At 31.8% G+C, this 24,006-nt stretch carries 18 protein-coding genes; 16 read left to right on the top strand and 2 right to left on the bottom strand.

Annotated features, from left to right (window positions below; genetic code table 11):
* Positions 1-40 precede the first annotated feature (40 nt).
* On the bottom strand, positions 41-1,012 hold the full coding sequence (locus tag ACU4C5_RS01710; protein WP_446845324.1) for an IS110 family RNA-guided transposase: 972 nt from the start codon (positions 1,010-1,012) through the stop codon (positions 41-43).
* A gap of 531 nt (positions 1,013-1,543) precedes the next feature.
* On the opposite strand from ACU4C5_RS01710, the gene ACU4C5_RS01705 reads away from it, so the two are divergent.
* From ACU4C5_RS01705 to ACU4C5_RS01665, 9 genes are all read left to right on the top strand, one after another.
* Positions 1,544-1,855 carry a DUF6660 family protein gene (locus ACU4C5_RS01705; RefSeq protein ID WP_136583794.1) on the top strand — a complete coding sequence of 104 codons (312 nt, stop codon included), beginning with the start codon at positions 1,544-1,546 and terminating at the stop codon, positions 1,853-1,855.
* Between the two features lie 119 nt (positions 1,856-1,974).
* Positions 1,975-6,309 carry a CusA/CzcA family heavy metal efflux RND transporter gene (locus ACU4C5_RS01700; protein WP_446845328.1) on the top strand — a complete coding sequence of 1,445 codons (4,335 nt, stop codon included), beginning with the start codon at positions 1,975-1,977 and terminating at the stop codon, positions 6,307-6,309.
* A gap of 4 nt (positions 6,310-6,313) precedes the next feature.
* Positions 6,314-7,519 carry an efflux RND transporter periplasmic adaptor subunit gene (locus tag ACU4C5_RS01695; RefSeq protein WP_249989748.1) on the top strand — a complete coding sequence of 402 codons (1,206 nt, stop codon included), beginning with the start codon at positions 6,314-6,316 and terminating at the stop codon, positions 7,517-7,519.
* Between the two features lie 2 nt (positions 7,520-7,521).
* On the top strand, positions 7,522-7,938 hold the full coding sequence (locus ACU4C5_RS01690; protein WP_117881269.1) for a Fur family transcriptional regulator: 417 nt from the start codon (positions 7,522-7,524) through the stop codon (positions 7,936-7,938).
* 55 nt (positions 7,939-7,993) lie between these two features.
* Positions 7,994-9,946, top strand: coding sequence for a heavy metal translocating P-type ATPase (locus ACU4C5_RS01685; RefSeq protein ID WP_117881267.1), 1,953 nt, complete (start codon positions 7,994-7,996; stop codon positions 9,944-9,946).
* A gap of 896 nt (positions 9,947-10,842) precedes the next feature.
* Positions 10,843-11,538: a hypothetical protein gene (locus tag ACU4C5_RS01680; protein ID WP_446845327.1), complete on the top strand. Its 696-nt coding sequence runs from the start codon at positions 10,843-10,845 to the stop codon at positions 11,536-11,538.
* Positions 11,539-11,686: 148 nt separating this feature from the next.
* Positions 11,687-12,229, top strand: a complete 543-nt coding sequence (locus tag ACU4C5_RS01675; RefSeq protein ID WP_446845326.1) for a hypothetical protein — start codon at positions 11,687-11,689, stop codon at positions 12,227-12,229.
* 131 nt (positions 12,230-12,360) lie between these two features.
* A complete protein-coding gene (locus ACU4C5_RS01670; RefSeq protein WP_446845325.1) occupies positions 12,361-13,011 on the top strand; it encodes a hypothetical protein in 651 nt (216 codons plus the stop codon).
* Between the two features lie 161 nt (positions 13,012-13,172).
* A complete protein-coding gene (locus ACU4C5_RS01665) occupies positions 13,173-14,168 on the top strand; it encodes a hypothetical protein (RefSeq protein ID WP_136582692.1) in 996 nt (331 codons plus the stop codon).
* A gap of 47 nt (positions 14,169-14,215) precedes the next feature.
* Here the strand turns inward: ACU4C5_RS01665 and ACU4C5_RS01660 are convergent, their stop codons facing one another.
* Entirely contained in the window at positions 14,216-15,187 is a 972-nt protein-coding gene (locus tag ACU4C5_RS01660; protein WP_446845324.1) for an IS110 family RNA-guided transposase, read from the bottom strand.
* A 440-nt stretch (positions 15,188-15,627) separates the two neighbouring features.
* Here ACU4C5_RS01660 and ACU4C5_RS01655 point away from each other — a divergent pair, with 440 nt between their 5' ends.
* The 7 genes from ACU4C5_RS01655 (at position 15,628) to ACU4C5_RS01625 (ending at position 23,939) form a co-directional block, all read left to right on the top strand.
* Positions 15,628-16,134, top strand: coding sequence for a toxin-antitoxin system YwqK family antitoxin (locus ACU4C5_RS01655; protein WP_446845323.1), 507 nt, complete (start codon positions 15,628-15,630; stop codon positions 16,132-16,134).
* Between the two features lie 211 nt (positions 16,135-16,345).
* The gene (locus tag ACU4C5_RS01650) at positions 16,346-18,247 is read left to right on the top strand and encodes a DUF5686 family protein (protein ID WP_446845321.1); all 1,902 of its coding nucleotides are present in this window, start codon (positions 16,346-16,348) and stop codon (positions 18,245-18,247) included.
* A gap of 227 nt (positions 18,248-18,474) precedes the next feature.
* Positions 18,475-18,960, top strand: coding sequence for a hypothetical protein (locus tag ACU4C5_RS01645; RefSeq protein WP_446845320.1), 486 nt, complete (start codon positions 18,475-18,477; stop codon positions 18,958-18,960).
* A gap of 212 nt (positions 18,961-19,172) precedes the next feature.
* Positions 19,173-20,543, top strand: a complete 1,371-nt coding sequence (locus ACU4C5_RS01640; protein ID WP_446845319.1) for a Fic family protein — start codon at positions 19,173-19,175, stop codon at positions 20,541-20,543.
* Between the two features lie 166 nt (positions 20,544-20,709).
* Entirely contained in the window at positions 20,710-21,486 is a 777-nt protein-coding gene (locus ACU4C5_RS01635; RefSeq protein WP_446845318.1) for an AraC family transcriptional regulator, read from the top strand.
* A gap of 61 nt (positions 21,487-21,547) precedes the next feature.
* Complete coding sequence (locus tag ACU4C5_RS01630) at positions 21,548-23,035, top strand: S41 family peptidase (RefSeq protein WP_446845317.1); 1,488 nt, start codon at positions 21,548-21,550, stop codon at positions 23,033-23,035.
* A 148-nt stretch (positions 23,036-23,183) separates the two neighbouring features.
* Positions 23,184-23,939, top strand: coding sequence for a hypothetical protein (locus ACU4C5_RS01625; RefSeq protein WP_165750539.1), 756 nt, complete (start codon positions 23,184-23,186; stop codon positions 23,937-23,939).
* The last annotated feature ends 67 nt before the right edge of the window (positions 23,940-24,006 follow it).

Below are 24,006 nucleotides of genomic sequence, written 5' to 3'. Positions count from 1 at the left end.
GCACAACAAAGTACTGTGGTAAAAAACAAGTAAAAACTCATTAATTTCTCACTAAAACACTTCTGTAATTGTTATCATATGTTAATCCTGATTTCGCGATAGCAAAAGCCTGTTTTAGCAGCTTATTACAAACCGCAATTAAGGCTAGTTTTTTACTCTTTCCTTTGGCTACCAATCGCTCATAAATTGCTTTGCAAGCATGGTTGTATTTACACGCATTAAAACTGCACATAAATAATAAATTTCGAAGTTTTTGATTTCCTATTTTACTAATTCTCGGACGTCCTTTTACGCTACTTCCACTTTGCCGAATCACGGGAGTTAAACCTGCGTAACTACACAATTCACTGCCGCTTGTAAAGCGATCAAAACCATCCGTTAGAACAACTAGCATTAGGGATGTTTTAGGACCTATTCCTGGAATACTTTTTAAGCGAGTTAAAACATCTTGATGTGCTTCTTTTACCAAAATAAGTAATTTATCTTCTATCGTTTTCATCTCTTTCTGAACCTGTTTTAAATTTCGTTTTAAGGAGCTCACAACTGCTTTACTTGGATTGCCTAAAACAGCTTCTCCATGTAGTTTATTTTTAAGCATGGTGCTTTGTTTTGTATACACAGAAAGGAGTCTGGTCATTTGAAGACATTCTAATTGATGTTTTGAGTTGCCTTTCCATAGCTTTAATTCTACATGTTTAGCATACTCACATATTAGTTTCGAATCGCTTTTATCTGTCTTAATTTTTGATAGTTTCATCTGAATAAATCGTTTTACCGATAATGGATTTTCTACCGAAACTTTAATGCCTTCTTCTTGTAAATAATAGGCCAATTGGTAATGATAATAACCTGTGGCTTCCATCACACAATGGCTATTAAAATCTAACAGTTTTACGAACTTTTTAAAGCCCGAAATGCTATTTTTAAACTGGTAATAATTCCCTTGGGAATCTGTAACATCAAAAACTAAATGACTGATGTCAAGTCCAAAATATTTTATATCTTTATTCATAAGAAATGTTTTTTGAAAGGACAAGCTACGCGAGTTTCAACGACTTAAAATCGAGGTCTAAAGCCTCATAGAACTGTACGAAATCTGTGTAGTAAAAGAGAGGGGATTTTCAATGTTGACGAGATCTGTAGTCTCTGCGTATATAATAACCTTATTCCTCTCTTTTGTCTTTTCTAATTATGTATCTAATTTAATAAAAAACAAACTTAAGCCGTATATAATTTATTGCTGGTTCTAGCCTGCTTACGAAAACCCTCGCGGATTTTCTATTCGGTTTTTATTTGCTAAATTACGTTCTTAAACACGCAACAAACCATATACAAACACGTTGTGCATAATGCGGAAATCGTGCTAAAATCGAACATTTGAACTAAAAAAGCCAACGCTCAAACAGCACATTCATTTTTTCCAACCACATAAGCCAACGCACAAAAAAATAAAAGAGCTGTTTCTTCCCACCGCACAAATCCGAACAAACCAATGAACATCTTTGCAACACCATTGCATTAATAAATTCATATATTTGCATCAATGAAACATTTAGCATTCATATTGTCAATTTACATTTTCGCACTTAATCTAACACCTTGTGCAGATTACGTTGTGTCTGATAATGATGTTAAAACTGAAATCTCACAAGCTATGGATAATGACCATCAGCACCAAGATTCAGATTTATGTTCCCCTTTTTGTATTTGTCAATGTTGCCATATTAGCGCAACATATTTGCACTTTGCAGATTTAACACTCGATATAACTCTTATTTCTACTCAAGATTTTCTACACCTAAACGGTACAGAAAAAGATTTTACCACTTCCATTTTACAGCCACCAAGGGCATAATTCAGTTTTTTTTAAGGATATCTATATCCAAACGTAACGCTTTTTAATGCAAGCGTTGCTTCGCTTTTATTTTGCGCTTCGCGCAAAATGATATGTTTAACTGAATTAACACCTTTTATATGATTAATAAAATCATTGATTTTTCAATCAATAACAAATTCATTATTGGTTTGCTAACGCTAACCATTGTGGCAGCAGGTATTTGGAGTATGACCCAAGTACCAATTGATGCTGTTCCAGACATTACCAACAATCAAGTACAAGTCATTACACAAGCACCAAATTTAGGAACAGAGGACATTGAGCAATTTGTAACCTATCCTGTAGAAGTTGCAATGAGTAATTTGCCTGATGTCAAGGAAATCCGTTCTATTTCGCGCTTTGGCTTATCTGTTGTAACCATAGTTTTTGATGATGCTATGGGAACATATTTACCTCGTCAATTAGTGTCTGAAAAATTAAACGAAGTCAAGGAAGAAATCCCAAATGGTTTTGGCAAACCAACAATGGGTCCAATATCTTCGGGATTGGGAGAAATTTACCAATACACACTTAAAGTAAATCCAGAATATAAAGACAAATATTCCATTACAGATTTGCGAACGATGCAAGATTGGATTATCCAACGCCAAATGGCAATGGTAGAAGGTGTTGTTGAAGTTAACGCCATTGGTGGTAAAATCAAGCAGTACGAAGTTGCTGTTGACCCAAACGAATTAAAGGCAATTGGAATAACAATTACCGATGTTTTTGAAGCTTTGGAAGCCAACAACCAAAATACAGGTGGTGCATATATCGAAAAAAACCATCAAGCTAATTTTATTCGTGGAGAAGGCTTGGTGCGTAGTTTGGAGGATATTAAAAGTATTACTATAAAGAATTTAAACAACATTCCCATTACCGTTGGCGACATTGCGACAGTTCAATATGGTGCTGCAATCCGTTATGGTGCAATGACGCAAGATGGCGATGGCGAAGTGGTTGGCGGAATGGTTATGATGCTAAATGGTGCCAATTCAAACAAAGTAATTAAAAATGTAAAAACCCGAATTGCTCAAATTGAAAAGTCCTTACCAGAAGGTGTTACCATCGAACCCTTATTAGACCGAAGTAAACTAATTGCAGAAACCACATCAACCGTCTCAACCAATCTTATTGAAGGTGCTTTAATAGTAATTTTCGTTCTTATTTTCCTTTTAGGAAATTGGCGAGGTGGTTTAATAGTAGCTTCAACGATTCCATTATCCTTATTATTCGCATTTATATTAATGAATGTTTTTGATGTTTGGGCAAACCTAATGAGTTTGGGCGCAATAGATTTCGGGATTATTGTTGATGGTGCTGTAATTATTGTAGAAAGCACCGTTTTCCTAATAGCTTCCCAACTCTATAAGAAGAAAAAATTGACATCTAAAGAACGTGATGGCGTCGCTTCCAGCGCATCAAAAAAGATGATGAACGCTGCGTTTTTTGGGCAACTTATCATATTGATTGTATTCCTTCCCATTTTAGCTTTGGAAGGGATTGAAGGTAAAATGTTTAAGCCAATGGCATTAACGTTCATTTTCGCAATGATTGGCGCAATGGTACTTTGTTTAACGTATGTGCCAATGATGTCTGCATTAATTCTGCGAGCACCAAAATCTGATAAAAAATCTTATGGAGATAAATTTGTGCATTGGGTAGAACGTAAATACCAACCTTTATTAGAAAAATCTTTATCTAAAGGAAAACTAATAATAAGTATTTCGGTAGTTCTCTTTGGAATTGCTTTGTTTACGTTCAGCAAAATGGGTGGCGAATTTATACCACAACTCGATGAAGGCGATATTGCTTTTCACGCCATTTTAAAACCTGGCAGTTCACTTACAGAAACTATAGAAACAACAACTAAAGTTGAGCAAATTATAAAAGCGAAATTTCCTGAAGTTGAAAAAATAGTCAGTAAAATTGGTGTTGCCGAAATTCCAACCGACCCAATGCCAATGGATTTAGCAGATGTTTTCGTAATCCTAAAACCTAAAAGCGAATGGACTACTGTTTCGACAAAAGATGAACTCATTGAAGAAATAAAGAAAGCAGTTGAGATAATTCCTGGAGTAAACTATGAATTTACCCAACCCATAGAAATGCGTTTTAATGAATTACTCGAAGGTGTCCGTGAAGATATTGCCATAAAAATTTATGGAGAAGATATAAATATACTGTCACAAAAAGCAGAAGAAATTACCAAAATAATCGCAGGAACTGAAGGTATTGGCGATATGAAAGCGGAAGCAACCACAGGCTTACCACAAATGACAATTACCTATAACCGAAGTAAATTAGCACAATACGGACTTCAAATAAATACTTTAAACCAAATCGTACAATCTGCATTTGCAGGTGGAACAGCAGGCGTTATTTTTGAAGGCGAAAAACGTTTTGATTTGGTGGTGCGTTTAAATTCCCAAAACCGAAAAGATATTTCAGATGTTCAGAATTTGTATATCAATTTACCATCAGGAACTCAAATTCCGCTACGTGAAGTTGCAGACATCAGCTACAAAGCTGGTCCAATGCAAATAAGTAGAGATAATACCAACCGAAGAACCTACGTAGGTATTAACGTGAGAGGTCGTGATGTAAAATCGTTGGTAACTGAAATTAAATCAAAACTGGATGCCAACCTTGAACTGCCATCAGGATATTTTATTCGGTATGGTGGTGCTTTTGAAAATTTGGAACGTGCAAGCAACCGTTTACAAACCGTTGTACCAATTGCGCTACTGCTGATTTTTGTGTTAATCTATTTTGCACTAAAATCACTTCCACAAACTTTAATGATTTACATCGCTATCCCAATGGCAACCATTGGAGGTGTTTTTGCATTGTGGTTACGTGATATGCCTTTCAGCATTTCGGCAGGTGTCGGTTTTATTGTCTTGTTTGGTGTTGCTGTTTTAAATGGCTTGGTAATGATTAGCGGATTAAACGAGCTAAAAGATGAAGGCGTTACCAATCTTAAAGACAGAATTATTGAAGGTACAAAACGAAGAATAAGACCTATTATGCTAACTGCTTTTACAGATGTTTTGGGATTTTTACCAATGGCAATTTCAGCATCAGCAGGCGCAGAAGTACAACGACCTTTAGCAACAGTAGTTATTGGTGGATTGTTGACATCTACATTATTAACCTTATTCGTTTTACCAATTTTATATCATTGGGTGGAAAATAAATCGTTCACGTTTAGACCTAATAAAAAAGTGGTAACAGTTACTGCAATGGTAGCATTTTTGTTCTTATTGCCAATAACAGGAAATGCACAACAAGTAAATGATACGTTGCCGACTGTTTCAATGGATGAAGCTGTAAAGATTTCAAAAGAAAACTATCCAAGTTTAAAACAAAGGCAGTTGGAAATTGAAAAACAGCAACAATTAAAAGGTACCGCTTATGATTTTGGCACAACTCAAATTTTTACAGGTGGCGAAGAAATCAATAATGGAACAGGAATTTATACCACAGTTGGTATTGGACAATCAAATATTGATGTCTTTGGTATTGCGCCAAAACGAAAATTACAGGAGCAGCGTATTTTATTAGCGCAAAAAGCCTTTCAACTTTCAGAATTAGAATTGGAATTGGAAGTTAAAAAAGCGTGGTCAAATGCCTTTCAGAGTAAACAAAATTATAATCTGTATGCAGCATTGGATTCCATTTACACCAATTTTGAAAAAGCGGTGGAATTAAATTATGAAGTGGAAGCCATTTCGAAACTGGAATATTCCGCAGCTAAAAACCAAGCTTTACAAATTCAAAACAAGTTTTTGCAAACAAAGAGCAACTATCTAATTGCATTACAGCAGTTGAATCTATGGCTCGTTTCGGATGAATTTTATAACGTACCAGACGAATTGGATATCACTAATGAAATTGATATAAACGATTTCAATGCAAAAGAACATCCTTTATATAACCTTGCGCAAATTCAAATAGATGAAGCAGAAGCAAATTACAAAGTTGCAAAAGCCGAAAATCTACCCAAATTCAATCTTCAAGGTGGTTTGCAAAACGTAAATGGTAATTCTGGTTTTTACACCTATCAAGCTGGTATATCAATTCCATTTCTATCTGGCACAACAAAAGCGAATATTAGAACTGCAAAAATTGACAAACAAATTGCCGAAACTAATATTCAATTCAGACAAAACGAAGTTGAATCTAAATTTATTCAAGCCAAAGAAAACTATCTAAAGTGGAAAACATCGTGGCTCTTTTATAAAGAACAAGTATTACCACTTACAAAAGACCAAAAAACAGGCGCATTATTCGCTTACAAAGAAGGCGAGATTGATTATTCGGCATTTACACAACTTATAAAAGAAGCTATTCAGAGCGAAATTGAAGCACAAACAGCTTTGGCAAATTATTTAGAAAGCACTTTTGAATTACAATATTTTAAAAATTAGAACTATGAAAAACACACTATATATCATCTTGACAATTTTAATATTGTCATTTTCAGCTGCCTCTTGTGGCAACAAAGAAAATCACAATGAAGAAGATGGACACGCACACGATGAGGAAACCAGTACTAATCCTAAAGAAGAACATCACGAAGGAGAAGAAGTTATGTTATCATCACAACAATTTGAAGCCTTAAAAATGAAAATTGACACCATTACCTCACGCAATATGAGTGGCTATGTAGAAGCAAACGGAACTTTGGAAGTGCCACCACAAAATGAAGCTGCCATGACTTCGGTTGTTGGTGCAAATGTGGTTTCTATTGAAGTGATTGAAGGCGACAAAGTAAACAAAGGTCAAGTTGTTGCATACCTTTCACATCCCAATATTATACAAATGCAAACCGATTATTTGAATGCGTATAGCAACAGCACTTTTCTAAAGAAAAACTATGAACGACAACAAAAATTATATAATGCAGGTGTAGGCTCTGGTGCAAATTTTCAAAAAGCAGAAGCAGAATATGACGCATCAAAAGCTATGGTTAATGGAATGGCAGCACAGTTAAAATTGTTGAATATTAATTCAAATTCAGTCGCAAATGGTACGATAGCGCAACGTGTGGCATTACGCAGTCCCATTGAAGGTTATGTGCAAAAGGTGGAAGTGAAAACAGGACAATATGTTGAACCACAAACCGAACTCTTTGAAATTGTAGATACGCATCACGTTCACGCAGATTTAATGGTTTTTGAAAAAGACGTTTACAAAGTAAAAAAAGGTCAAAAAGTTACCTTTAATATACAATCTATTGAAGATGATGAATTGAGTGCAGAAATATATTCAGTAAGCAAAACTTTTGAGGATAACCCCAAAGCGGTTCACGTTCACGCAGAAATTGAAAACAAAAAAGGAAATTTAATTCCAGGAATGTACATTCAAGGTAGAATACAGACAGAAAGCACTAAAACAATGGCATTGCCAGAAAGTGCTATTGTAAAAGAAGGCGACAAATTTTATGTGTTTTCAGTTGAAAAAGAAAATGTGGATTGGAGTTTTAAACCAATTGAGGTTATTTTGGGAGATAAAGATGGCGATTGGGTAGCAATTCAATTTTCCGAAGAAATAGCAACAAATACAAAGTTTGCTTATAACAATGCGTACTACCTAATTGCAGAAATGAAAAAGGGCGAAGCAGAACACGCACATTAATTATGCAAACAATAGAACAATTATTAGAGTCAAAAGATATACGAGTTACGGCAATGCGATTACTTATTTATAAGTTTCTTGCACAAAAGCAAGTAGCGGTAACATTAAGCGATATTGAAAACGCTTTTGAAAAAGCAGATAGAACAACTTTGTACAGAACGGTAAAGACATTTGAAGAAAAAGCAATCGTTCATCAAATAGATGATGGCACAGGAATTACCAAATATGCACTTTGCGAAAAAGGTTGTAATTGCGAAATTGAAACCGATTTACATTTACATTTCCATTGCAATAATTGCAATGAAACCGTTTGTTTAACAGAACATAAAATCCCACAGATTAAAGTGCCAAACGGGTTTATTTCCGAAGATATAAATTTGGTAGTAAAAGGTATTTGCGATAAATGTAGTGGTCAATAAATGCACTTCCATTGCACTTATTTTTTAAGCATTTTTACAATATAATTGAATATAAATGAAAAAGAAAAAACTTAATTTAAAAGACCTAAATCCAAATTCTGAAAAAGAACACAGTCACGATGATGGTCATAATCACGGAAGTAAACCGAATAATTTTAAGGCATATATTCCAGCAATAGTAAGCTTCATAATACTTATTGTTGGTATTGCTTTAGATTACTTTGATGTTGCATTTTTTAAAGATTGGATTCGCATTATTTGGTATAGCATCGCTTATTTACCAGTTGGATTTCCAGTTTTAAAAGAAGGTTGGAATAGCATAAAAAAAGGCGATGTTTTTACAGAGTTCTTTTTAATGTCAATTGCCACAATTGGCGCATTCATTATTGGCGAATATCCCGAAGGTGTTGCGGTTATGTTATTTTATGCAGTTGGCGAATTGTTTCAAAATGCAGCAGTCAATAGGGCAAAATCGAACATAAAAGCGTTGCTCGACGTAAGACCAAACGAGGCTTTGGTGTATAGAAATAATGATTTTATTTCGGTTAATCCTGAAACTGTAGAAATTGGCGAAAAAGTACAAGTTCGTGTTGGCGAAAAAGTGCCATTAGATGGTATTTTACTTTCTGATAAAGGTTCGTTTAACACAGCAGCTTTAACAGGCGAAAGCAAACCTAATACGATTGCCAAAAGTGAAAAAGTTTTTGCAGGAAGTATTAATCTCGATGGTGTGATTGAAATTGAAACCACTAAAGAATTTAAAGATAGTTCCATTGCAAGAATTCTCGATATGGTACAAAATGCCACAGCCAGAAAATCAAAAACCGAATTGTTCATTAGAAAATTTGCACGTATTTACACACCAATCGTTGTGTTCTTGGCAATTGGAGTTACGTTTTTACCTTACTTTTTTGTGGATGATTATGTATTTAGAGATTGGCTGTATCGTGCCTTGATATTTCTTGTAATTTCTTGTCCTTGTGCGTTGGTAATTTCAATTCCGTTGGGTTATTTTGGTGGATTGGGAGCAGCTTCAAAAAATGGAATTTTATTTAAAGGTGCATCTTTCCTTGATGCTATGACCAAAATAAACACGCTGGTTATGGATAAAACTGGAACAGTTACAAAAGGCGTTTTCAAAATTAAAGAGGTAAAAGCAATCGGTTGGGAAGAAACCGAATTTATGAAATACCTAATGGCAATGGAGGAACAATCCACACATCCAATTGCCAAAGCCATTTTGGAATATAAAGCAGAAGGCGCAGATTTTAAAGCTTCCGATGTATCAGAAATCGCAGGAAAGGGTTTAAAAGGAATCGTAAACGGAAAATCTGTTTTAGTTGGAAATAAGGCTTTAATGACTGCCAATAAAATTGAAGTCGCAAAAGAAACCAACTCGATTGTAGAATCCATTGTTTTAGTTGCTATAAATGATAAATTTGCTGGTTATGTAGTTATTGCAGATGAATTAAAGGAAGATGCAAAAGAAACAATTATTAATTTACGTAAGATAGGAATAACAACTATTATGATGCTTTCGGGCGATAAAGATTCCATTACCCAAAAAGTAGCATCCGAATTAAATATCAAACAAGCCAAAGGTGGATTATTGCCCGAAGACAAATTGAATGAAGTAGAAATATTAAAGAAAAATCCAGAAAACAAAATTGCATTTATTGGCGATGGAATAAATGATGCACCAGTTTTAGCAGCAAGTGATGTTGGTATTGCAATGGGTGGTTTAGGAAGTGATGTTGCAATTGAAACCGCAGATGTTATTATTCAAACCGACCAACCTTCAAAAGTGGTCAGAGCAATAAAAATAGGTCGTTCCACTCGAAAAATTGTTTGGCAGAATATAGGCTTGGCATTTGGAGTGAAAGTGATTGTGTTGATTTTAGGAGCAGGTGGATTAGCTACAATGTGGGAAGCGGTCTTTGCAGATGTAGGTGTGGCACTTTTAGCAATTTTAAATGCAGTTAGATTACAGAAAATGAATTGGGATTGAGTAACATTGCGTAAAAATTTGGTGCTAAATTGAAAAATCGATAACCGAAATGCCAACGCTTAAGCCATACACATTTACAGTCGCATCATCCAAGCTTCGCCAAAACTGTAAAAGAGTATGTCTTGCCAACGCTCACATCTGAACTAAACAAAAAACATCGGAAAACCAAGCTGAACGTGAAAAGCACTATGCACAACAATGTATATAAAACATAGCTATTACAGGCTTTCCGAGAGGTTTTTGCTTATTTGTTAAGTCCGCCAATTTTTTATTTTTGTATATTTAGAAAATTAAAGATAAATAGAAAAAATAAAAAATCGGCTCGTGTATAATCCGAAACGAAAGTGTCTTTTTACACGCTACGTTTCATATACGGAGACGTTATAATCAATTGCTCAGAAAAATCTGAAATCTGAAATAAAGTGAATTGAAAACGTAAAAATCCACTCAAATTCTGAATAAAAATCTTTGCGGAACTCACTCAAATTTGGAATTTAGCAAGTTTGTGAAAACTGAACTTTTCGAAACACTCTCTCGCGAATTACCAATCAAACGGAATTGAAAATCTTTGCGGAATCAAAACGTTTGAATTTACTCAAACTCGAAAACAAAAAGCGGAATTTTTTCGCGTTTTTTTTTCGTAAAAAGTCTTTTAAAGTAAAAATGTGGGAAATCACTCAAATGCTGAAAAGTTGAAAACGGAATCAAAACGTGTTTACTCAAATGTTTCGCAAAAGATTATAACACCGTATAAAAAAAATTGCTTAATTTTAAGCTAAATTAAAGGTCTTTGCTTTTTTAACACTTTCTATTTTCCTGCGGAAAATAGCCGTGTTTGTAAATCGCAAAAATTTTTATACCAAAACGTTGGCAGTAATTTAACGAAAACCCTGAGATTGAAAAACACACTTCTTTTTACATTATTACTTATACTTCTATTTAGTTGCAACAATGACAGTTCAGAAAAACTTCACACGTTAGTAATTAAAAAAGATTATTGTGATATAGAACACGAAGGAATGATTTTTTTACCTGAATTTGAATTAAGAAAAAATGATTTGCTCTTAAGTTCACATAAGACAGAAATGTTAAATGATTATTATACGATAGACAGCTTAAAATCGGGAGATTATAATATTGTATATACTTCAATGTTTAAAAGGGTTGAATCACTAAATATCGTTCTAAACAACAAAGATATTGATACTTTAATAGTTTGTCTTGATAAGATTAATTATAGTTCAATCGACTATATTCCTTTTGTCGATAAACTTAGAGATAATGAAAATTTTGAAATAAATGTGTTCAATCAGGGATGTGTTTCTTTAGGAAGTGGGACAATAAAAATTAACAAAACGCAGGACAAAATAATTGCGGAAACTAATAATAAAAAAAAGGAACTCACATCTGAGGAAATTGAATATTTAAGACACTTTGAAATAGAATTAATCAACATGAATTCGTGTTGTTGCACATCGACTGATTTTTATACTTTGAAATATAATGATGAAGTTCTTGAAATAAAAGATGGTAGTTGCAATTGGTATGGATACGGAAGGCTGTACAATTTAATCTTTGATGTAGAAAGTTAAAAAACTACTGCCAACACCGTGTATAATTAATTGCTTGTTTTAAGCCTACTTACGAACATTCCTGCGGAATATTCTATTTGTGATTTATTTGCTAACTTAGTGCCTAAATCACGCAACTAACCATACACAAACACGTTGTGCCCAATTTATGAAAGACAGTTACGAAATAGAAAAACCTAGTTCCGATTTGAACTATTTGACAATCGGAATTAAATATATTGTCTTATTTATTGTTCTCTTTTTAGCAAGCTGGATTGCAATACCTTTATTAATTGCAAACGGACGAGCAACGAGAATTAATCCTGTGGCTGAATTTCTTGCGGAAAATGCTTTTATTTTTAGCATTTTAATTTCACTATCTGTTATCATTTGGTTCATTTACCGAATTAGGAAAAAATATACGCTCGGAGAAGTCTTCAAAATTGACTTTAATGATTCTGACCAAAAACTGAATATAAAAACAGTTAATCTAGCAAATAATCAAGAAAAAGATAATTACTATAATTATAAAAATCTATCGTATAAGTTTTACAAATCCAAAGATGTACTCTTTGGAAAACAGAGAATTTTGCACATTTTGAATGACGATAAAACTGTTCACGAAATTAATTTTGACCGAACAGCTTGGTGTAGAAATGAACGGATTGACAAACTGATTGAAAAAATAAAAACTGGGCACAACACCGTATAAAAATAATTGCGGTTTAGTGCTTAATCAAAGGTCGTTGCGTGTTTGTAACGTCTGATTTTCCTGCGGAAAATCCTCGCATACAAACCCGCAACTATTCTTATACATAACCGTTGGCTTTAATACAAAACTGAATGAAAAACATAATTTATCTGACTTTAATACTTTTTACAAGTTTAACTTATAGTCAAAATTTTGAAGGACAAGTTACCTACAAAACGACAATGGAAAATCCCTTTCCTGAAATGATGACAGATAGCGTGTTTCAGGAAAAGGTTTTAAAACCTGCTTTTGGAGAACAAGGGTTTATACTTCAGAATTACTTTTATAAGGGAAATAGGTTTATGTCCGAAACATCAACTGGACTGGAAAACGGATTTGAATTATACTCACCTGAAAAAAAGAAAGTTTATGCGTGGAAAGAGAATTCAAGTCAAGCTATAGTCAAAAAAACAAACGTACATCCTGAAATGGATGCTTTTGTTGAATTCGTTGAAACTAAAGAAACTGATACTATTTTAAATGTTCTTTGTAAAAAAGTTCTACTGAAATCTAAAATGGGCACAGCGGAATTATGGTATAATAGTGAATATTTAAAAATTAATCCAAAAGATTATTCTGAATTCAAATTAGACCATAAGAATTTGATATTTGAAAAATATGGATGCTTACCTTTTAGGATAAAAGCTATGACTTTCAACATAGAGGTAATTGAATTTAAAACGATGAAAGTTTCTGACGAAAAATTTAAGCTACCTGAATTTGAATCTGAAATTGAACAATAAAAACTAAAGCTAACACCGTATAAAAATAATTGCGGTGTAGTGCTTAATCAAAGGTTGTTGTGTGTTTGTAACGTCTGATTTTCCTTCGGAAAATCCTCGCATACAAACCCGCAACTATTCTTATACATAAACGTTAGCTGTAATTTAAAAAAACTCATATAATGAAAAATAACATTTTATTTCTATTTCTATTAATTACGATAATCAGTTGTAAGGAAAAAAACGCAAAATCATCAACTAATGAATCAATTCCTAAAGAAACAACTAACGAAAAAATTTACAATGGAACAGGAAACGTAACCCAAGGATTAGCGGAAACACAAATTAAAAGTCTTATTTCTTGTAATCGAGGAGGTAGCAGAATTTCAGGAGTTGGAGAAATAAAAGATGATTTAGGAAATAGTTGGACAGTTCCCGGAATTAATCATTTCAACGAATCGACCAAAGCTTCTGATTTATATAATGAATGTAACTCTATAACACCAAATAATCTTTCAGAAATAGATATGAATTCCGTTCCTGTCTTTGAGATAGATTCGGACGGAGAAATCATTACAGGCTATCTTTTTGCGGATAATTATTTTGAACTTTACATTAACGGAAAATTAATAGCAGTTGACCCAGTACCTTTTACACCATTTAATTCAAACATTGTAAAATTCAAAGTAAAAAAACCTTATACAATTGCAGTAAAACTAATAGATTGGGAAGAACATTTAGGTTTAGGTTCAGAAAATAATAGAGGAAAAGATTTTCATCCTGGAGATGGAGGTTTTATAGCCAGCTTTAGTGATGGGACTATTACAAATAGCAAATGGAAAGCACAAACTTTTTATACTGCACCTATTAGTGATTTAAGTTGTTTAAGTGAAATTGGAGAAAAAAGAATCTCTTCAAATTGCAGTACAGATGGAGTTGATAATGGAACAGCATTTTACGGTATTCATTGGAAAATTCCAGAAAATAGTTTTGACGTTACTTTCAATGACAGCCAATGGCCAAATGCGACCACATATACTGAAGATGAAATAGGAGTAAATAATAAAAAAGCATATATGAACTTCATAGAAAAATTTAGTGGAAAAGGTGCTGAATTTATTTGGTCTACTAATGTCGTTTTGGATAATGAAGTCATTGTTCGTTACAAAGTGGAATAAAAACTACAGCTAACAAAGTACTGTGGTAAAAAACAAGTAAAAACTCATTAATTTCTCACTAAAACACTTCTGTAATTGTTATCATATGTTAATCCTGATTTCGCGATAGCAAAAGCCTGTTTTAGCAGCTTATTACAAACCGCAATTAAGGCTAGTTTTTTACTCTTTCCTTTGGCTACCAATCGCTCATAAATTGCTTTGCAAGCATGGTTGTATTTACACGCATTAAAACTGCACATAAATAATAAATTTCGAAGTTTTTGATTTCCTATTTTACTAATTCTCGGACGTCCTTTTACGCTACTTCCACTTTGCCGAATCACGGGAGTTAAACCTGCGTAACTACACAATTCACTGCCGCTTGTAAAGCGATCAAAACCATCCGTTAGAACAACTAGCATTAGGGATGTTTTAGGACCTATTCCTGGAATACTTTTTAAGCGAGTTAAAACATCTTGATGTGCTTCTTTTACCAAAATAAGTAATTTATCTTCTATCGTTTTCATCTCTTTCTGAACCTGTTTTAAATTTCGTTTTAAGGAGCTCACAACTGCTTTACTTGGATTGCCTAAAACAGCTTCTCCATGTAGTTTATTTTTAAGCATGGTGCTTTGTTTTGTATACACAGAAAGGAGTCTGGTCATTTGAAGACATTCTAATTGATGTTTTGAGTTGCCTTTCCATAGCTTTAATTCTACATGTTTAGCATACTCACATATTAGTTTCGAATCGCTTTTATCTGTCTTAATTTTTGATAGTTTCATCTGAATAAATCGTTTTACCGATAATGGATTTTCTACCGAAACTTTAATGCCTTCTTCTTGTAAATAATAGGCCAATTGGTAATGATAATAACCTGTGGCTTCCATCACACAATGGCTATTAAAATCTAACAGTTTTACGAACTTTTTAAAGCCCGAAATGCTATTTTTAAACTGGTAATAATTCCCTTGGGAATCTGTAACATCAAAAACTAAATGACTGATGTCAAGTCCAAAATATTTTATATCTTTATTCATAAGAAATGTTTTTTGAAAGGACAAGCTACGCGAGTTTCAATACTTCGACAAGCTCTGTACAGGCTATAAAATCGAGGTCTAAAGCCTCATAGAACTGTACGAAATCTGTGTAGTAAAAGAGAGGGGATTTTCAATGTTGACGAGATCTGTAGTCTCTACGTATATAATAACCTTATTCCTCTCTTTTGTCTTTTCTAATTATGTATCTAATTTAATAAAAAACAAACTTAAGCCGTATATAATTTATTGCTGGTTCTAGCCTGCTTACGAATATTCCTGCGGAATATTCTATCTGTGTTTTATTTACTAAATTAGTTGCTCAAACACGCAACTAAGCATACACAACAACGTTGGCAATAATTATGACCAAATTTAGACACTTATTGATTATATTGATGTTCTTTACTTTCAACGAACTGATTTCGCAAGAAATAATCGGAATGAAAGAAATATACATTGAGAATAACTTGGTTTATAAAAACGCAACTGACGAACTCTTTTCTGGAATTGCTCAAAGCAAGCGAAAAAACGGACATTTAGTTTATGAAGAGGAATATAAAAATGGAATTATTCTGTCGAGTAACTTATATTATAATGGAAAAGAAATAAGAGTTTCCAATAAAACGATTTATAATCCGAATAGACCATTAGTTCTTTCAAAGGAAATTAAGTATCGTTCAAATGGTGAAATTTTTGAAACTATAACCTATAATGACGACGGAATCAAAAATCTTGTAGAGCAATTTGAAAACAGAAAATTGATTTATAGCTGTCAATATATAGGAAAAAAGAAACACGGTCTTCAGTTGGGATATGGAGAAAACGGTAAAAAAATGACTTATAGATGTGAATTTATTAACGGAAAGAAAAATGGAACGGAATATTGCCTGAATGGCGACGGAACTGAAACCAAAAACGAATATCGAAACGGAAAGAAAATAAAATAACTATTGCCAACACCGTGTATAATTAATTGCTTTGGCAAGTGCTTATTTGGAAAATTCCTTCGGAATTTTCTCTGGCAAGTATTTGTTTACTAATTTAGTTGCTTAACCACGCAACTAACCATACACAACAACGTTAGCAACAATTTCAGAAAAACGGAACAATTCTTGATTTATAAACTTCTTATATTTTGAACTGTAAAAACAAAACTCTATGAGAAAGATATTATTATCAGAATTTATCAGGTTAGAAATTTTAAATAGGCCGATTTCAACTCACAGCAACAAGGTTATTTTATCTACTTTATTATTTCTTTTTTCATTTCAATGCATTGTAGCGCAGTCCATTATTTCTGGAAAAATTGTTGATTCAAATAACGAACCAATACCATTTGCCCATATTCGTTTAGAAAATACCAATATAGGAACGATTTCTAACGATATTGGTGTGTTTAAATTAGTCGTGCATATTGAGAATAAGAACAAACTTCTAATTATTTCTTCATTAGGGTATAAAACAGAAAAAATAACTTTAAATGATGAATATCAAACAATAACCTTGACTGAAGATGTTACTCAGTTAAATGAAGTTGTCATTGTTTCAAAAGATTACGCAAAAGAACTTATAGAAAAGGCCATAAATGAAATTCCAAACAACTACCCAATAGCCGATGAGAGACACACGGGTTTTTTCAGAGAAACCACTACTTGGGAAAATGAAAAAAAACCAATCTATATAAACGAAGCTGTAATAGATGCAATTAAAGAGGATTACACTGGAAGAAACAGGTCAGGAGATGTAAAACTAGTAGAATTACGTAAATATGAAAGTGAAGAGCTAGATTCTCTAAATTTTAGAATTTATGCTGGAAGCCATCACATACATAGATTTGATATCGTAGCTAGAAGAGAAGCTTTTCTGTCAAATCCAAAAGCTTATAAATATAAAATAATAGATACATTAAGACAGAATGAAAAAGATATTTACAAGATTCTTGTTGAAAAAAAGAACGAAAATTCTGCATACGTATATATCCAAGAAGAGACATTTGCGATAGTAAAAGCAGATATTAAACTAAACTCTGATTTTGGTAATTTGGGTAATCGAGAATTTTTCAATTTTACAGTAACTTACGAGCAAGGTGAAGATAAACGATGGAGGTTTATGAATTCTTATTACAAAACAGCCTTTAAAAAGCAAGGAAAGATTCTTAACTTAACCAGCGAGTATGTAACAACAGACATTAAACCTAGCAATACAAAAATTCCATACCTAGAAAGGCTTCAGTTTTCTGAAATTCTGTTGGACGAGACAAAAGAATACAATCCAGACTTCTGGAATAATTACACCATAATTTCACCTAATGAAATTTCAGAGTCTTTATTTAAATCTATTGATTACACAAAAGTAGAGAAAGAAAAAAAACAGTCTGATAATATTCCTGATTTTGTTAAAAGAATGTCATTTGAAATTGGGCTGACTTGGACAGCTTTGGACATAGCAGATAATAGTATAAACTATAACAATTCAATTATTAATATTCAACAAAATAATAATGCAATAAACAAAGGCTCTGTTAGTTTTTCAATATCTATTTTTTATGCTGTTACACCAAATTTATTAATTGGGTATGCTAACGAGAGTAAAATTTCTAGAACGGGAATTAACAGTAATGATTTTGTTATTGCAGGTAAGTTTAATTTAAATCCTAATGGAAGACCTATAAATATATCACCAAGACTTCATTTTGGATATCAAGAACTAGATTATTATCTTAAACAGTTTGATCTTGAAGAAGATATAGAAATTGATGGAAAAGAAATCAACAGCGAAAAGGTAAGTCTATTTCTTTCTCAAAGAGGGTTTCGGGTAAAACCAGGTCTAGTTTTGTCTATAGAAAGCAGCAAAAATGTAAGCTTTTTAATTTCTACGTCATATAATCTGCATTTGAATCAAAAAAATGGACTAGTGTTTCGTGAAAAGGGAGAAGCTGGACTGTTTCCAAGAAAAATATTTCTTGAAAATGGACAAGAAAATCTATCCATAGAAACCAACCAAGAAAGTTTATTTGAAAATACAATTAGTATAAATGCAGGTATTGCTTTTAGGTTTTGACACAAGCTGTACGAAAAAAAACAGTTGCTAACACCGTGTATAATTAATTGCTTTGGCAAGTGCTTATTTGGAAAATTCCTTCGGAATTTTTTCAGGTTCGTATTTGTTTACTAACTTAGTTGCTTAAACACGCCACTAATCATATACAAACACGTTGCCACACATGAAAAAATAAGAAAATGGCATAATAATTGAATTAATAAAGAAAATCAGAAAAAACCTTATTTATGAACAAGTTAAAATTACCAATAACACTTACTTTTTTATTAATTCTTTTTATAGCATGTAGTAATGATGATGAAGATAATTCATATGAAATATATACGATTGAAGATTTAAATTTACTACATAATAATAGCTCTAAAACATGGGAATTAGAAGCCTACTATCAGAACTACGATAATTGGATAAGTGATCAAAATGATTGTTTTATTGATGATAGTTACATTTTTAAAACAGATAATGAGGTAGAAGTAATTAGTGGAAATGAAAATTGTTATTTTGGTAATTCAGAAATTGCCGAAGCAAGCTATGATTTTTATGAAGAACAAGGGGAAGTTTGGTTGACTATGATTCGGGGGGAAATAACAGATAATCTTGTTAATAGTACATCGTTTTCATTAAAATTAATCGAGTTAAAAGAAGATAGAATGGTATTTTCTACTGGAGATAAAAGAGATTATAAAAAAGCTATAATTTTCGTAAAAAACTAAAAAACGTGTGGTAACACCGTGTATAATTAATTGCTTGGTCACTGCCGACTTACGAACATTCCTGCGGAATATTCTATCTGTGATTTATTTGCTAAATTAGTTGCTTGAAACACGCCACTAATCATATACAAAAACGTTGTAAAACATTACCACGAAAACCTATAATTTGAGAGATTAATTCGAAAAACTTGAATTCTCAATTATAAAAAAGAATGAAAACACGTGTTACAATGTGTTACAATGTGTTACATTTACATTATAATGTAACACGTTGTAACATGAAAATAGAAAAACCACCACATATTGAAAACTTAGACTTCAATAAGTATATTGAATGCTTTAAAACTGATGGAATGAATTCTTTTCTTCAAGAAACAGATAAAAGATATTTCTATTGGTCTGAAATAAAACATCGTCCAAATTTACTATTTGATAGTCCTGAAAAAGCTTGGGAAACAATAAAAACACATAGATTTATAGGTGCAAAAAGACTTGCTTTTGGAAATCATAAATTCACTTACAACCTAACTTCATTCATTCAAGAAGATTTACATAATTTTGATTTAAAATTAATTGGAGGTTTATATAAAAACTCAATAACACCACAAGAACAACAGGAATATTTCAAAAACTCATTAATAGAAGAAGCTATTGCATCTTCACAAATAGAAGGTGCTGCAACAACAACTGATGTTGCTAGAGACATGATAAAATCTGGAAGAAAAGCCAGAACTGAATCAGAACAAATGATTATTAATAATTTCAGAGCGATCAGAGAAATTGAAAATAGACTAGATGAAGATTTATCAATTGATTTAATATTAGATATTCATCAAATAATGACTGTAAAAACAGATGCTTCTATTTATGCAGGGAAATTTAGAGATCATCCTATTTATGTAAAAGACCATATTGATGGAGAAATTGCTTACACAGCACCAAACCATTCAGAAGTAAATGAATTAATAGAACAATTAACATCATTTATAAATGAAGAAAATGAATTTTACCACCCAATAATAAAGGCTTCTATACTTCATTTCATGATAGGCTTTATTCATCCGTTTGGAGATGGAAATGGAAGAACAGCTAGAGCTTTATTTTATTGGTATTTAATTAAAAAAGGTTACTCTCTATTAAAGCATATTTCTATTTCAAAAGCAATTCTAAATTCTAGAACTAGTTATGACAAAGCATTTTTACGAACTGAAAATGACGACAATGACTTAACATATTTCATAATGTATTCTATGAAGAGTTTAAGAGTAGCTTTTCAAAGTTTAGTAACATATCGAGATAGAAAAAGAGATGAAAGACAAAAAGCTTCTGAAATAATCTATGAATTAACTAAAAAAGGTTTCAATAAACGTCAATCTGATTTACTTGGTTATTTATACATTAAACCTAAAGAAAAAATGACAGTACCTATATATTCAAAAAGCCATGATATTGTTAGACAAACTGCTACAAGAGATTTAACAGATTTAGAAGAAAAAGGTATTCTATTTAAAAATAAAGATGGAAAAGTTATGGTATATAAATTAGTCAGTCTTGAAAAAATCAATGATTATCTAAACAAATAACGTTTTATAACACCGTATATAATTTATTGCTAGTTCTAGCCTGCTTACGAAAACCCTCGCGGATTTTCTATTCGGTTTTTATTTGCTAAATTAGGTGCTGAAACACGCAACTAATCATACACAACAACGTTAGGCAACATTTGATAGAAACACCGAGAAAACAAGAATGATATTTGATGATTTAGAATATATAAGTATTGAAAACCAAAAAACTAGTTTTCCAAAACATTTTCACGAGACGTTTTGTATTTCACTTATCCACAAGGGAGTTGAACAAATTGATTTTGAAAATCAAAGCCTTTTTACTGAAGCTGGAAGTATATCAATCACCAATCCTTACGAAATACATTCTAACCCTGTAATTGAGGACAAATCACACCTTAATTTCGACACTATCTATATACCGAATGAATTGATGCAAGCGATTTTGAATGGGGGAAATATCAAATTTGTAAACCGACAAATTAAGAGTAAAAAAGCTAACCAATTATTCTTGGAACTAAAAAACGCTTTGGATACAAAAAATGATAAAGTAATTGAGTTTACTCTATCACAATTCGTTAATGTCTTGAAACTTTACTCTCAAGAAAATGAAAAAGAATATTCAGGGTTAAATTTCGATAGCTTTAGTAAAATTAACGATTACATTGAAAATCATATTTACGATAAAATTCAACTAAATGAATTATCAAAAATAGCTAACATAAATAAATTTGGATTTGCTAAAAAATTTAAAGCTTCAACAGGTATGACTCCAATGAATTATATTTTAATGAGGAAAATATTTTCTAGCAAAAAAGCAATTAATTCAAGTTCAGAACTTACCGAAATAGCATATCAATACAACTTTACAGATATGGCTCATTTTTCTAAAACTTTTAAACGCTTTATAGGGATTTCACCAAAAAAATATAAAGAAAGTATAATTGCAAAAATAAAATAACCAATATTATACAAGTGGTTACAATCTCTTAAAAATACATTTGGAGAAAAATAATATCCAAATGAATAAAGTAATCTATTTATCTCTTTTCTTTTTATTGCCTTTACTTTCCTGCCAAAATGAAAAAAGGACTAACAAAAATTCAAAAAATTCATTAGCTGAACTTGACATTAAAAAACATTCTGAAACAGAATTAATACAAGATTTTGAATTACTTGTAAACGGTCTAAAAGATGTTCACAAAGGAATTTATTGGTACTCAACAAAGGAGCAATTTGACAGTATTGTTAAAATACAACGAAACCAAATTAAAGACAGTTTAAATGCTGTTGAATTCTATAATATTGCTGCTCCAATAATATCTTATACAAAAGAAGGACATTGTAATGCCTCTTTATCCGAAAAAACTACTCATGCTATAGAAAGTAATGGAAACTATTTACCTTTTTGTATAAAAACTTTAAATGAACAAATCTATATTTTAAATAATTACAAAAATCATAAAACTCAGGGATTAAAATTTGTAAGTATTAATGGCAAACCAATAAAAGAAATAACAAAAGAAATATTTAAAAGAAAATTCGCAGATGGTTACATTGAAAACTCTAAATATAAAGATTTAGATGATGAATGGTTTTCAGAAAGTTATGCTCTGAATATTGAGCAACCAGAAACTTTTGAAATAGAATTATCTGATAGCTCAAACAATAACTTTATTAAAATAGACATTAATTCAGTCTCATATAAAGAGTTCATTGGAGAATGTAGAAAAATATGGAACACGAAACCGTTTAACAAAAGGGAGCCATATTTATCTTTAAAAACAGAAAATAGTCTAGCAATATTAAACTTAAACACTTTTAGCAATGATGATTTAAAAGAAGATAAATTAAATTTTAAAAAATTTATATCTAACTCTTTTAAGAAAATAGAAGAATTAAAAATCACTGATTTGATTATCGATATCAGAAAAAACACAGGAGGAACCGAGGGTAACGAAGATTTTTTATTTTCATTTTTAATGAATAAATCTTATAATAAATATAAATTTGTTGAGGCTTCAATATTCAATTTTCAAAATTATATAAATTACACCTATGAGGACGATTGGATAGAAACCGAAAAAGACTTAAAAAGTGAACAAAAAATTAATTCTGAAGGAAGGTTTTTAAGAAAAAAAGATATCGAAAAACAAGAACCAATTAAAAAAACGACATTTTCAGGAAACGTATATATACTAACTAGCAGCTCTACTTATTCTGGAGCAGCAGAATTTTCTAGTTTAATGCGTGAACACACAAATGCAATTTTTATTGGAGAGGAAGTTGGTGGAGGATATTTTGGCAATACTAGTGGCTATGGACTAGATTTAATATTACCGAATACAGAAATTGAAATTCATATTCCAATATTACAATTTGTTTTGGATGTTGAAAAAGGAATATTTGGTCGTGGAGTAATCCCTGATTTTAAAATAACTCAAACAATTAAAGAACATTTGGCTGGAATTGATGCAGAAATGAAATTTGCAAAAAACAAAATCGAATAAAAAAACGTTGCCTAACACCGTATAAACTTTATTGCTGGTTTTAGCTCACTTTGTAAATTCCTCCGGAATTTCGTCGTTCGTGTTTTATTTACTAAATTCACTGCTTAAACTACGCAACAAAGCTTATACAACAACGTTGGCAATAATTATGAAGAAACTCAATAACTTACTTTTTATCTTTTTGCTTTTACCAAGCTTATTAACTGCCCAAAATTTCTATTTGAATATAAAAGGAGCTGATAGTATTGCAAAAAAAGAGTTGATAGTTGAATATAAAGATGGATTCAAAGAAATCAAGAAAGTTCAGAATTCTAAAGTAAAAAAAATAAAACTGGGACATTTAAAAAAATCTGAATTAAGTTTCATCAAACTGAAACTGAATTCGGACACCTTATTTCTGAAAAGTGAAAATATTCTACAGGATATTGGAGTAAATATCAGTTCTGGGTTTGACGGAATTTTAAATGATACACTAAACGTTTTTTTAGATACTTATCCATATAAACATAGAGGAAGTCAATTTGTAGTAAATCGGTTTTCCTTAGATAAGCTACCTGACAATAAAAAGATTTTGATAGTACAAATAAATAGAGATGCTTACATAGTAAAATGGCCAAAATTTAAATTGGAGGAATATTCAGAATATTTTTCTAACTTAATTAAAGATGATTTCTGCAATTGTATGTCTGACAAAGCATTTGATAAAACGAATTATAAAGAGGTTTTTGACTCTTGTCTAACCGAGCCAATGACGAAAACAATACCGCTTTTAGAAACTACGTTAAAAATGTACATCTATGAAAATAACGACGGGAAAGAATATGAAGATAGAGTTACTGAATTTATAAACGGAATTTTATTAAAAGTCAATTTACATTATAATGACAATTGTTACAAGAAATAACTATTGCCAACACCGTGTATAATTAATTGCTAGGTCACTGCCGACTTACGAACATTCCTGCGGAATA

The organism is Lacinutrix undariae (genome assembly GCF_052934785.1).
Note: the sequence above shows the minus strand (reverse complement) of the source record. Positions and strands in the feature narration are given on the sequence as shown.

Bases quoted from the DNA above. Each gene is read 5' to 3' on its own strand.
- ACU4C5_RS01675 (WP_446845326.1), top strand. From the start codon at position 11,687: ATGAAAGACAGTTACGAAATAGAAAAACCTAGTTCCGATTTGAACTAT.
- ACU4C5_RS01635 (WP_446845318.1), top strand. From the start codon at position 20,710: ATGATATTTGATGATTTAGAATATATAAGTATTGAAAACCAAAAAACT.
- ACU4C5_RS01665 (WP_136582692.1), top strand. From the start codon at position 13,173: ATGAAAAATAACATTTTATTTCTATTTCTATTAATTACGATAATCAGT.
- ACU4C5_RS01700 (WP_446845328.1), top strand. From the start codon at position 1,975: ATGATTAATAAAATCATTGATTTTTCAATCAATAACAAATTCATTATT.
- ACU4C5_RS01630 (WP_446845317.1), top strand. From the start codon at position 21,548: ATGAATAAAGTAATCTATTTATCTCTTTTCTTTTTATTGCCTTTACTT.
- ACU4C5_RS01645 (WP_446845320.1), top strand. From the start codon at position 18,475: ATGAACAAGTTAAAATTACCAATAACACTTACTTTTTTATTAATTCTT.
- ACU4C5_RS01660 (WP_446845324.1), bottom strand. From the start codon at position 15,187: ATGAATAAAGATATAAAATATTTTGGACTTGACATCAGTCATTTAGTT.
- ACU4C5_RS01710 (WP_446845324.1), bottom strand. From the start codon at position 1,012: ATGAATAAAGATATAAAATATTTTGGACTTGACATCAGTCATTTAGTT.
- ACU4C5_RS01670 (WP_446845325.1), top strand. From the start codon at position 12,361: ATGAAAAACATAATTTATCTGACTTTAATACTTTTTACAAGTTTAACT.
- ACU4C5_RS01640 (WP_446845319.1), top strand. From the start codon at position 19,173: ATGAAAACACGTGTTACAATGTGTTACAATGTGTTACATTTACATTAT.
- ACU4C5_RS01705 (WP_136583794.1), top strand. From the start codon at position 1,544: ATGAAACATTTAGCATTCATATTGTCAATTTACATTTTCGCACTTAAT.
- ACU4C5_RS01650 (WP_446845321.1), top strand. From the start codon at position 16,346: ATGAGAAAGATATTATTATCAGAATTTATCAGGTTAGAAATTTTAAAT.
- ACU4C5_RS01685 (WP_117881267.1), top strand. From the start codon at position 7,994: ATGAAAAAGAAAAAACTTAATTTAAAAGACCTAAATCCAAATTCTGAA.
- ACU4C5_RS01655 (WP_446845323.1), top strand. From the start codon at position 15,628: ATGAAAGAAATATACATTGAGAATAACTTGGTTTATAAAAACGCAACT.
- ACU4C5_RS01690 (WP_117881269.1), top strand. From the start codon at position 7,522: ATGCAAACAATAGAACAATTATTAGAGTCAAAAGATATACGAGTTACG.
- ACU4C5_RS01625 (WP_165750539.1), top strand. From the start codon at position 23,184: ATGAAGAAACTCAATAACTTACTTTTTATCTTTTTGCTTTTACCAAGC.
- ACU4C5_RS01695 (WP_249989748.1), top strand. From the start codon at position 6,314: ATGAAAAACACACTATATATCATCTTGACAATTTTAATATTGTCATTT.